Here is an 11,931-nt window from a genome sequence, read left to right as displayed (position 1 = left end):
GCGGGGCTAACTGAGCCACAGCTCCACGTCGCGGATAATGAAGTTACCGGTATACACAGGATGAGGCTCACCCAAAGGCTCCAGTTCGAAGAAGGATTTATGCTCTTCGCTCAGGCCCTCAAAGCCGCCAATCACCTGATAAATCCAGCTTTCTGAATCCCATGGCAAAGCTTTTTCCTGCAGGTACACCAGCGCCGACTGGCGCTTGCCTGAATCTATTACCGCCACAAAGTAGTCGTCCACATCCTGCTTGAGTGGATTTTCCGGAATATCGAAGTCTTCCGCCGCACTCAGCACCACGCTGGTTTCTGCCGCCTTGACAGCAGGCTTTAGATCGAGGCGACTGATGGATTTGATGCGCGCCACCATCTCCATCAGCTCCTGCTCCTGGCTCTGGTTATGCACATCCACATGGGCATCGGCCAGCATGGCCTCTGCGCGGTTAAACAGCATGGGCACCTTGCGGTGGGCCACATGATCCATCGGCTCGTAGTCAGGGTGCATATCTGTGTACAGAAGCCAGCCCCTGAGCAGCCTGGTACGGCCCTGAATTTGCCGGAAACGACCAAGCAGCTCCAACAGCCTTGCCTGCACCACACTGAGCTCCTGAGTACAGTCACTCAGGGTCTCCTGCAGGGTGGTTACCAGCAGTTTTCGAAGCTCACGGATATCAGAGGCGATTTCCCCAAGCTCGCTGAACTGAAACAGCTCCAGGCCGTTCAACAGCTCAGACACCTGGCTCTGGGCCAGTTCGTTCTCACGGATTTTAGCGCTGATGGTACCGACATAACCGAATTCGTTGTTAATCCGCCCCCACAGCACACGGATGGAATAACGAAGGTTTTCGGTAAAGGCGTACACATGCTCACTGAGGTCGGCCAGATACGCCTCCGCGGCGCTGTAGTCAGAGTGGCTGCGCGCCTCCTTATAGTGGTTAGCCAGCGTCTTGATGGTGGCAAGCGCCGAGCCTACGTTGGCGTTAATCTGGCGATTGCGCTCATCTTTAAGGCCCTCTTCGAGCAGCGCCCGCACGCTGCGGGTCAGCCTTAGGCCCTCGTCTTCCTCAGGGCGCCACAGAATGCCGGCCTCGGTGAGCTTCTTCAGCACACCGGCATCGGCGTTGGCCTCGTCCACGGCGCCGCTCAGGTACACATCCATCACTGTCTCGGCGTGACGACCAAGCATCCTCAGCAGCCGCACCCCGGACTGGTGCAGGTTGCTGCTCATATCAGCTCCCTCTGGGTGGCGGTTTCGGCCTGCGCCTCCAGGTTCAGCCCTTCAGTTTCATCGATAAAGCGAATCACTTCATAGAGATAATCAAGCTTACCCGTGGCGATGTAGATTTGTTTTTCCACATTGGGGCGAGTAAGGAAGCCAAGCTCCACCAGACGCTTGAACACCAGCTTAAGCTGGGCATCGACGTTACTTGAAGTGGAGCCAAAAAGCCGGTACTGGCTGAGTTTGCCAAGCTGCTCGCGAAACGCCGGGGTCTCTTCGATACGGCCCTGAAGCTCAGTCAAACGCACTGGTGCACCTTCGGTGAGGGGCGTATCCTGGCCGGAGGCCTCCTGCACCAACACGAGCCACTCCACCAGCGGAATGAGCGCCTGGCAGATATCCTTGAACTGGCTGGAAATCACCTTGCGCTCGGCCTCACCCAACTGGGCATAACCGCAAAAGAACACCTCGCCTTCACCGGCGCTGGCAACAGTGCGGTTGATTTGGTTGAGGTAGGTTTCGATACGCTCGCGCACGGCAGGCGACTTGAGCGCACGCCAGCCGTCTTCGTCAGTCACGCGGCAAATAAACTCGCCCCGCAGCAGCCGTTCGATCAGGGCGCCATGACCCACAAGACCTGTACCAATTCCTGAAAAGTTTGCCTCAGACATTACACCGCCTCCCTGGAAATACGGCTGGCCAGCTTATCGGCGATGGGGTTGCTCTTGGGCTTCACCACCTGCAGCTTGCGGGTTTGCTTGTTGATGATATAGCGGTTTTTAAACAGGCTCAGCACCTCAGACTCAGGGTTCGGGAAGGCCCCCAGCACCGAGATATTGTTGTTCTCGCAGGCATCGAAAATCTTCTTCACGTTGTTGTGGTGCAAGGTGCCCAGCTCGTCGATGGGCCAATGCACTGTCACCTGGGCCGAGCCCCGCAGCAGGCGGGTAAAGGCCAGCAGGAACTTACACAAAATCAGGTATGCCATACCGTGGCTTGAGGATTCATTCAGCTGACGGTCGGTGCGAATAATCAGATCCGAGTTGCCTTCACGCAGGCGCAGCTCGATTTCCAGCAGCTTGGCGATACCGCCACTGAGCGCCGCCTTGCCGATGATATCCAACGCCCGGCGCATGCTGTTGGTGTAATGCTCGTCCGGCAAACCGGCAAAGCCATCGCTCTTCCAGCGGCGGAAGGCGGCCACAAACACTTCAAGCTCAGGCCAAAACTCAAGCTCACTGATCCGCGAGCGAATACGTACCGCAGATTCAGACACCCCATCGAGGAACAGCTCCTCGCCCACTTCACGGGTGATGCGGGCGCTCTGGGATGCGATACGGCGGTCAATATCCGCCAACACGTCGTAGAAGGCGGTGAGATCCACCCCGAAGATCCGGCCCTGCTCCCGCAGCGCCATAATCGACTGGGGCACCATCACGTTCAAAAGCTGCTCCAGACTTGGCACCAGCTTGCGGTAATCCAGAATACGGATGCCCTTGTCGTTAATGGAGGTGGCCTCTTCCCGGGCTCGCTCCCAGGTTTCGGCAAGGCCAGAGCCCGACTTGGCGGCAATCACGGTATCGAAGTGCTCTACATACTGTTTCACCGAGCCCACCAGATAGTCGCGTTTGAGCAGCAACTCTTCACCCTGACGCAAGCGCTCGCCTATGCTGCCCTGGGCCTCATCGTCGGTAGGCGCGAGCTTAAGGTCGGCCAGTTTACGCAGCAATGAGCGCAGCTTGGTGAGGTTTTCCGAGGCTTCCACCTGGGCGGCATCGGAAGCCTTGCGGCCCGACTCCAGCTCGCTGCGCTGGGTTTTCACCTCAGCAGACAGTCGGGCGAGCTGCTGCTCCAGCTCCGATTGAGCCCGGCGCACCTTGGCCAGCTCTTCGGCGAGCCGTGGCTTGCGGCTAAGCCAGGTATGCTGATACCAGTCTTCGTAGCGCAGTACGTCAGCGCGGCGGCCTTCGGCATCGGCAATCTTGCGCTCGAGAGTGCGGATATCGGCCTTGAGGCCCACAATCTTGTCTTCGTCCACACCGCGGGACTTAAGCTCGTTTTTGTACCACTGCTCACAGGCCTTGGTTTCGGCCTTGGCGTTGGCGCGGCGGCTCTCGATACCCGTCTTGACCGAAGCAATCTGGGCATCCAGTGCACCCACCACTTCCTGCCAGTAGGCATTCTTCTCCATCCGCGCTTCTAGGGACTCTTCTTTGGTCTCCTCCAGCCAGTCCTGATGGTCGCGGCCAAGCTGCTTAAGCTGATGCTCAATGGTCACCAAACGCTTACCGGCCAGTTGCTTACGCTCGGCCAGTGCCTTGTTGACCCTGTCCTGCTCGGCGCGCTTTTCATCGAATAAACGGCGCAGGTCTTCACGGGCATTTTTAAAGGCGGTGCGGGCAAAGGTGAGTTCGCGGGAGAGCTTTTCCAGCTCGCCGTTGATTGTCACCAGCTGCTCTTCGGCGGCTTCCTGCACTTCGCGGGCACTGCCGAGGGCTTCTTCGGCCTTGGCAAGACGGCTTCTGAGTTCCTGCTCGCTCTGGGCATATTCGGGAATATCCAGCGCCTTTAAGTCCAGCCCTATGCCGAACAGACTATTGCCATCGGCGCCGCTGCTCGCGTTAAAAGGATGCAGATCGGTGCGGTGCAACAGCTCGGGAGCAATCACCTTACCCAGGTGCTCTTCCCAGCCGGGGGCTTCTTTACGCAGAAACTCCAGCAGGGTGTGCGACTGAGGAAACAGCATGGTCTTGAGCTCATCCAGCGCATTCTGGCGCTCGCTGACACGGATGCTGGCCAGACGCAGGGCTTCGCTGGCCTGATCGCGGCGGGAACGCAGACGACGCTCTTCCAGCGCCAGACGCTCCACGTTGGCGTTGCTGGCTTCCTGCTCTTCGTCGGCACGTTCGATGCGCTCATCAAACACCGCCAGATTGAGCTTTTCCTCTTCGGTGTAGGTCACAGCATCCTGGCGCAGCTTTTCTTCGGAGGCAGCGAGCTTCAGCTCATATTCTTCTTCACGGAAACGGTTCTTGCCTGCTTCCAGCTGATCGCGCCAGAACTGCTCGAGCTTCTCAAGATCGCTGCGGGCAGCTGCGGCCTGACGCTCACGGGCGTCGCGCTGCTTATCCAGATCCTGATCCAGCACTTCCAGGTCACGGTTTAACTGCTCAACAATCTTGGAGCGGCGAGCGTTATAGGCAGCCTCCACGTCCTGATGTTTGTCGGTGAGCAGCTTATGGCGCTCGGAAAGGTTTTCAAGGTCGGTGCGCCACAGCGGCAGCTGCTCGAGATCGCCCTTGGCGGTTTCGATATCGGCATCGAGGAAGGCGCCGTGCTGATCTTCAATCACCTCAAGTTCGTGCTCGAACTTGCTGACGTCACCACGGGCGGCGGAGATTTCCTGGTTCAGCTCGTCGCGCTTTTCCTTCCACTCGTCATCGAGCTGGCGCAGGCGGAAGTTGTATTCCTTGGAGGCGGTCTGACAGCGCTCCTGGCGCTCGGCCTCCAGCACTTCGTCATCCTTATAGCCCTTGTGCAGCCCGGCCAGACGCAGCTCCGCAGACAGCAGTTGATTGAACTCCTGCTCCAGCTTGTCGAACTCGGGGCGAATTTCTTCAAATCCGGCAATAAGTTGGCACTCGCGGATCCAGTTTTCCACCTGCTGCGGATTAATGCGCGAGGTCGGCGGATTTACGCCGTCTTCTTCCAGAATGGCAGCAATCATGGACTTTACCGTTTCCATCTTGCCTTCTTTGGAGTGCACCGCTTTGGCGAGTTTTTCGATGTGTCTTAAGGTGTGCTCGGCGTCGCACAGGGCAAACTGGCGGGCATAGCTTCTAAGCTCAACCCTGTTGGTACCGCTCGACAACAGAGTGCGATCGTTTTGAATAATGGCGCGGTATTCGCGGGTATTGAGCAGATTGGTGTGGGCAATGCCGGCACGTTTCATTTCACGGCCAAGCTCGGCGGCGGTGTGACACACCAGGGCATCGCCGTTACGGGCCTTCACATAATCGTCCAGCTCGAAGCCCTTGGCGATAAAGCGGTAACTGATACCCTTGCCATCGCCGTTGGAGCTTAATACCGCCTGATACAGCATGCCGTCGCCGCGGCGATATTCGTAAATGATATAGCTGCTGTCGTGGGGCAGGTACCAGCGCTCAAAACTGTCGCGGGTGGAGGGTACCACCCGGCTTGGGTATTCGCCATAAAACACAGGCACCAGTCGCTGCAGTGTGGTCTTGCCCGAGGCATTGGTACCACAGATATTGGTATGGCCGTCGAGGGCCAGCTCGACCACCCCGGGCAGGTGGGTGTCGATAAGCACGATTCGTTGCAAGCTAGACATCTTTATCCTTAAAGCAAAGCGGCCGCAATCTGGCGGCAAGAGGTCGGGATCACGACCAAGGCCCATGGATGGAATACACGCGTTTAGAGGTAAATACCTGAGCGGAGCGAACACACACGGGAAAGGATTATTAAGGTAAAGGAAAGCCCCGTGGATGGCAATCACACGGGGCCTTGAAGCGGCGCCATATCAGGCTTTGCGCACTGTTTGGCGGGAATTTAAGCCAAGCTGTGCGTTACAGGGTGGCGCGGCGCTCTTCGTAGAACTGTGCCATACCATCGAGGGCTGCTTCATCGAGAGCTCGCAGGCCACTCATCACCAGGGTCTTAACGCCGGTGCCAACCTGCTTACCATCGCTGATAAGGGCAAATTCCAGCGTCACGTCACCACGCTTGCCATCCACACTGAGGCGCGCATCACTGAGCTCGAGTGCAACCTGATCGAAATCCAGGGTTGTGAGATCGAACGCCATACTTTCGTAGATCACCAGTGGACGATCGGGGTTAATCATGACCCCGTGCTCACGCATCATGGGCACCAGCACATGAATAAAGTTAAGCCCTGAGAAAGACACATAGCTGCGCACGAAAGACTCGATTTGGGTCTCGCAGCGGCTTACGTCGCCCTGGCGGCTGACGCTGAGGTAAGTCTTATCGCGGCTGTCACAGATTGGGAAGCTGTCGCCCACCTCGACCGGGAAGTTCAGGCACACGCCCTCGCCTACCATGCCTTCGAACTTGAATTGCATCTTCTGGCTCAGGCCATAGTGGCTCAGCACCAGTGCAAACAAAAGGTCACCGGGCACACAAAAGCGCTTGGCACTTTCGTCATGAATAGGGTTGAAATCTTCTGCAACCCGCTTGGCAAACTCGCTGGCCTGAAAAGGGGAAATCGTTACAGTTTCATCAGTTTGAGTAAAAAAAGGCTCGAGAAACATAGGCAGTGATACACCTGAAATCTTGTTGTGTCGTTTTTTTAGGCCAAGCAGTCTACCTCAATTATGACAATTAACTCACCCGATGACTTGCGCCAGTAAGCAACGCCTGCAACAGCGGCGAGATAAAAGGCTTTGCCAGCAAGGTTTTACCTTTTTATTACAAAGGTAAAGAAATCGGAAATTAAGCTAGTCTTAAGCACTACTCCCTAACCTCAAAACACAAATGATAACTATTGTCATTATCGACAAAAAGGGAGACACCATGACCACCATCGCCAAGCCAGCCATCAAGCTGAGCCTGCTGACCAGCGCCCTGCTGGCAAGCTTTGCCGCCACTGCAACCGCCAATGCCGACATCGAGCAGATCAGCATTTTCGGTAAAAAGAACCCCATCAACACAGTGCCAGGCAGCGCCCATCAGCTGAGCCAGGAAGAGCTGGATACCTTCAAGTATTCCGACATCATGCGCACCCTGGCCTCGGTGCCCGGGGTCTATATTCAGGAAGAAGAAGGCTATGGTCTGCGCCCCAATCTTGGCATGCGCGGCACGGGTCAGAACCGTTCAGAAAAGATCACCGTGATGGAAGATGGCGTGCTGGCAGCACCGGCGCCTTATGCTTCACCAGCGGCCTATTACTTCCCAACCTCCGGCCGCATGCAGCAAATTGAAGTGCTAAAAGGCTCTTCTACCGTGAAATACGGCCCGCGCACCACCGGCGGCGTGGTGAACATGGTTTCCCGCCAAATTCCTGATGCCGAACTGGCAGGCGCCCTCGATGTCGCCCTGGGGCAGGATGGCTATGGCAAGTTGCACGCCCACGCCGGTGGTCAGGGCGAACGCATTGGTGCCGTAACCGAAGTGTACCGTTATCAGGCCGATGGTTTCCGCGACATCAACGGCGTTGGCGGTGACACAGGTTTTGTGAAAAACGATCTGCTGGCCAAAGTGGCCATCGACAGCGCTAAAGATGCCAAATACGCCCAGCGTCTGGAACTCAAACTCAAGTATGCCGATGAAGTCTCCGACGAGACCTACATGGGTCTGACTGACGAAGATTATGCCGCCAAGCCATTCAGCCGCTACTCGGCCTCGCAAAAAGATGAAATGACCACTGAGCACAAGCAGCTGCAACTGATCCATATTATCGATTTCAGCAGTACTGTGAGTCTCGCTACTACGGCTTATTACAACGACTTTGCCCGTAACTGGTACAAAGCCGACAAGGTAGATGGCAAGAGCCTGTCCAAGGGTGGTATTGAGGCAGCCAGCGTCTTCGACGCCAATCCCGAAGGGGCGATTGATGTCAGCGTGAAAGCTAACAACCGGGTGTATATTTCTCAGGGCATTCAAACCGAGCTGGGACTGCTCCTTGGCGATCACCAGTTGGATATAGGTGTGCGCCTGCATCAGGACGAGATGGACCGCTTCCAGTGGGCCGATACCTACAGTCTGGACGCCAATCAGCAGATGAGCCTGACCAAGGCTGGTGTACCTGGTACCGACTCTAACCGTATCGACAGCGCCGAAGCCCTGTCTGCTTATGTTCAGGACAGATTCACCCTGGGCGCCTTTACTCTCACCGCCGGTGTGCGCTACGAAGATGTGACCGTGGAGCGCGAAGACTGGGGCAAAGCCAACCCAGGCCGTAACGGCGATGGCGCTTTTAAAGAAAACAGCTTCTCGGCGCTGCTGCCATCACTGTCTGCCACCTGGCAGCTGACCGACAGCACCCTGCTGCTGGCCGGCGTGCAAAAGGGCTTTGCCCCTGCGGCTCCCGGCAACACCAACGGGCAAGAGGAAGAGAGCTGGAACTACGAGGCGGGTACCCGTTTCGTGAACGGCAACTTCAATGCCGAGGCTATCGCTTTCTACGGTGATTACAGCAACATGCACGGCAACTGCACTGCCGCCCAGGGTTGTGATGAAGACAAGCTGGACAACCAGTACAACGCCGGTGAAGTGGTGGTGAAAGGTCTGGAATTGTCAGCTGGCTATCAATTCAACACTGATGGCGCTTTGAGCTTCCCGGTGAAGTTGGCGTATACCTACACCAGTACGGAGTTCCAGAACAGTTTCGAGTCGGAGTTTGAAACCTGGGGTTCGGTACAGGTGGGTGACGAGTTCAGCTACACCCCCAAGCATCAGCTGTATCTGAGCGCAGGCATCAGCGTCGAGCAGTGGCAGTTGACCCTGGCTGGCCGTTACACCTCGGATATGCGCGCCACCGCCGGTCAGGGCGACATTGCCGCTGACGACCTGATTGCTGCCAAGACCCTGGTTGATCTATCCGGTCGTTACTTTATCGATAAACAGCAGGAGGTTTATTTGACCGTTGATAACCTGCTGGATGAAACCTATATGACGACCCGTGCCCATGGCTCGGTGTTTTCTGGCAAGCCCAGAAGCATTACCGTTGGTTATTCCTACAAGTTCTAATAATAAATCTTGATATTCTAAAGGCGGCTTACTTTGAGCCGCCTTTTTCATGTTTTAAATTTATACCTTAAAAATCAATTAATTGGACATTAAACACTTTGCACTAAAAAATCATTACAAATCAGGCAACTTTACTTTTGCTTTACGTTTGTTGATCTGGATCATTAATCCCAATGCGAATCGTTTGCATTTATTAAATCAGTTGTTAGAATCCGCTGCGTGCTTAACCCTCAGATAATAAAACGGGAAAGGGAAATGATGAAAAAGACTCTGATCGCCAGCGCTCTGCTGGGTCTGTTCGCCAGCCAAACTGCCATGGCCTCTGACGAAACCGCCGAACTGCGTAAAATCATTGAACAGCAGCAGCAGGTTCTGAAAGATCTGGAAAAACGCCTGGAAGAGACTGAAAAGCGCGTTGAGCAAACTGCCGATGCCACCGAAGCCAATGCCAGTGCCAAGAGCGCCACCACCATCGGCGGCTACGGTGAACTGCACTACAACAACATCGACAACAATGCAGACAGCAGCAAAGACAAGACCGAAATGGACTTCCACCGTTTCGTACTGTTCTTTGGCCATGAATTCACCAATAAGACCCGTTTTTTCTCTGAGCTGGAACTGGAACACTCTCTGGCCGGCGAAGGCAAGAAAGGTGAAGTTGAGCTGGAGCAGGCTTACATCGAGCACGACTTCACCGACGCTATCACAGCTAAGGCCGGTTTGTTCCTGATGCCAGTGGGTATCATCAACGAAACCCACGAACCCAACACCTTCTACGGTGTTGAACGTAATCCTGTTGAGTCAAACATAGTACCCAGCACCTGGTGGGAAGGCGGTCTGGCCGTCAATCTGAAAGCTGCACCAGGTCTGGCATTTGATGCCGCTATCACTTCCGGCCTCAAGGTTAAAGATGATTACAACGTACGCAGTGGTCGTCAAAAGGTGTCCAACGCCAATGCTGATGCCCTGGCTTACACCGGTCGCGTGAAGTACACCGGCATTGCCGGACTTGAGCTGGCTGCAAGTGCCCAGTATCAAAGTGACCTGACCCAGGGTAAAGATGGCGTAGACGAAGCCTCTGCCACACTGCTTGAAGCCCACGGTATCTACAGCATCGGTGGATTTACCATCAAAGCACTTTATGCCCAGTGGAACATTGACGGTGCTGAGGCTGAGCTTCTGGGCCGTGACAGCCAGAAGGGCTGGTACATTGAGCCTTCTTACCGCTTCAACGACAGCTTTGGTATTTTCGCACGTTACAACGAGTGGGATAACGAGGCCGGTAACGATGCCGATACCACCAAGAAGCTCACCAGTGTAGGTATCAACTACTGGCTGCACGAGAATGTGGTATTCAAGGCCGATTACGAGAAGCAGAGCGGCGCCCTGGATTCTGATGGCTTCAACCTGGGTGTTGGCTACCAGTTCTGATGCAAGTAGATAAAGGGGGCGTAAGCCCCCTTTTACCTGAGTGACTGCATAACCATGAAGAAATACCTGCTGACCCTGCTGGCCTGCTGGCCCTTGCTGGGGCACACCGAAACCAGCTTTCAGAGTAATGAAGGCTTTATCGCCGATGCGCTGGGTGCAGTTCCCAAGGCCAGTGTGTTGTGGTTGGATGATACCCAAAAGGCCAACATTGAGAACATTCTTGCCCACGCCTACAACAAACTCCGAGTAAGGTACTGGCGCGATGGGGCACAGACGGTGTGGATACTGGACGAAATCGGTAAAGAATCTCCTATCACTGTTGGCATCCACATCGCCAATCAACAGATAGTCAAAACCAAGGTACTGGTATACAGAGAAAGCCGCGGTGATGAGGTCAGGCATGACTTCTTTACCAACCAGTTCAAATCGGCGACACTGACGCCCTCCCTTGAACTGGATCGCAGTATCGATGGCATCACAGGGGCAACCCTGTCGGTAAGAGCCCTGACCAAGTTGTCCCGGATAGCCCTGTATCTGGATGCTGCCGTGCAAAAGACCCCATAACGGATGACTCGACGCCCTTCAAATACAGCCGGTAAACAACTCGGCCACCGGCTGCGCAAACAAATCCGCCCCTGGCACAGACGCATCGGCATTATCGGTGGCCTGTTTTTGTTATTTCTGACAGTAACCGGCGTACTGATAAACCACGCCGACGACGCAGGGCTTGGACACGCCAAGGTGCGTTTGCCCTGGTTATTGGATTATTACGGTATCCAGCTCCCTTCCCACAGCGCGCAATTTGGCGACTATGGCATCACGGATAATTTGCTGTGGCACCAAGGCACTATGGTGCTGGAAGCCAAACACTCCCTCATCGCCGCAACCCAATGGCGCAATCAAACCATCGCCATCGATGCCGAAAACCTGTATCTGCTCAACGCTGATGGCCAGTTGGTAGAAACCCAGAATAAAGCCACGGGGCTACCGTCCCCCCTCAAGGCCATGGCCATCGAAGGAGAATCTCATTTGTGGCTGAGCGGCGACAATGGGCAATATCTCGCGGATGAAGATCTGATTGAGTGGCAACCCGCCACCTCATTTGCACCATTGCATTGGCTTGAAGGCGAGGCGGCTGAACAACAGTTACTGGAAGATGCCCGCAGCGCACACCTGCACTGGGAACGGGTATTGCTCGACCTGCATGCAGGCCGGATATTCGGTCAATGGGGCGTCTGGCTTTGGGATCTGCTCGCCCTTGGCTTTGTATTTTTGTCTTTGAGCGGTCTCTACATCTGGATAAGCCAGCAACCCAAACGCAAATAAACTGGGCCGCAGATAAAAAAAGACCCGGCATAAGCCGGGTAAAGCAACTGGGCTAAAGCACAGTAACCCAATTGAGGCAATGAAATGGGGTTGAGGGGTCAGGATGCAACCTTTGCCGGACGCGCAAACCAGCGACGCCACAGTGAAGGTTTAATGGCTTCCTGCGCTTCATGGGCAGGCGTTGCTGTCATCCACATACTGCTGACCCACATACTGCGATAGGCTTTCATC

9 protein-coding genes are annotated in these 11,931 nt (G+C 55.3%); 4 read left to right on the top strand and 5 right to left on the bottom strand.

Features of this window, described 5'->3' with window-relative positions; all coding sequences use genetic code 11:
• Nucleotides 1-6: 6 nt before the first annotated feature.
• From SAMA_RS03160 to SAMA_RS03145, 4 genes are all read right to left on the bottom strand, one after another.
• Nucleotides 7-1,227, bottom strand: coding sequence for a hypothetical protein (locus tag SAMA_RS03160; protein ID WP_011758712.1), 1,221 nt, complete (start codon nucleotides 1,225-1,227; stop codon nucleotides 7-9).
• Entirely contained in the window at nucleotides 1,224-1,889 is a 666-nt protein-coding gene (locus SAMA_RS03155) for a hypothetical protein (protein ID WP_011758711.1), read from the bottom strand. Before SAMA_RS03155 ends, SAMA_RS03160 begins: the two co-directional genes overlap by 4 nt.
• Nucleotides 1,889-5,569: an ATP-binding protein gene (locus tag SAMA_RS03150; RefSeq protein ID WP_011758710.1), complete on the bottom strand. Its 3,681-nt coding sequence runs from the start codon at nucleotides 5,567-5,569 to the stop codon at nucleotides 1,889-1,891. The genes SAMA_RS03155 and SAMA_RS03150 overlap by 1 nt, the downstream gene beginning before the upstream one ends.
• A 235-nt stretch (nucleotides 5,570-5,804) precedes the next feature.
• Nucleotides 5,805-6,506, bottom strand: coding sequence for a DUF3581 domain-containing protein (locus tag SAMA_RS03145; protein ID WP_011758709.1), 702 nt, complete (start codon nucleotides 6,504-6,506; stop codon nucleotides 5,805-5,807).
• Between the two features lie 262 nt (nucleotides 6,507-6,768).
• On the opposite strand from SAMA_RS03145, the gene SAMA_RS03140 reads away from it, so the two are divergent.
• From SAMA_RS03140 to SAMA_RS03125, 4 genes are all read left to right on the top strand, one after another.
• Nucleotides 6,769-8,943, top strand: a complete 2,175-nt coding sequence (locus SAMA_RS03140; RefSeq protein WP_041409661.1) for a TonB-dependent receptor family protein — start codon at nucleotides 6,769-6,771, stop codon at nucleotides 8,941-8,943.
• Nucleotides 8,944-9,201: 258 nt separating this feature from the next.
• On the top strand, nucleotides 9,202-10,374 hold the full coding sequence (locus SAMA_RS03135; protein WP_041409660.1) for a porin: 1,173 nt from the start codon (nucleotides 9,202-9,204) through the stop codon (nucleotides 10,372-10,374).
• A 54-nt stretch (nucleotides 10,375-10,428) separates the two neighbouring features.
• Nucleotides 10,429-10,938 carry an FMN-binding protein gene (locus tag SAMA_RS03130; protein ID WP_011758706.1) on the top strand — a complete coding sequence of 170 codons (510 nt, stop codon included), beginning with the start codon at nucleotides 10,429-10,431 and terminating at the stop codon, nucleotides 10,936-10,938.
• A gap of 3 nt (nucleotides 10,939-10,941) precedes the next feature.
• A complete protein-coding gene (locus SAMA_RS03125) occupies nucleotides 10,942-11,700 on the top strand; it encodes a PepSY-associated TM helix domain-containing protein (RefSeq protein WP_011758705.1) in 759 nt (252 codons plus the stop codon).
• Nucleotides 11,701-11,798: 98 nt separating this feature from the next.
• Here the strand turns inward: SAMA_RS03125 and SAMA_RS19835 are convergent, their stop codons facing one another.
• The gene (locus tag SAMA_RS19835; protein ID WP_269571957.1) at nucleotides 11,799-11,930 is read right to left on the bottom strand and encodes a hypothetical protein; all 132 of its coding nucleotides are present in this window, start codon (nucleotides 11,928-11,930) and stop codon (nucleotides 11,799-11,801) included.
• Between the last annotated feature and the right edge of the window lies 1 nt (nucleotide 11,931).

Origin of the sequence: Shewanella amazonensis SB2B (assembly GCF_000015245.1) — a bacterium.
Taxonomy (GTDB): Bacteria; Pseudomonadota; Gammaproteobacteria; order Enterobacterales; family Shewanellaceae; genus Shewanella; species Shewanella amazonensis.
The sequence above is the reverse complement of the archived record's forward strand: the minus strand, read 5'-3'. Positions and strand labels throughout refer to the sequence as shown.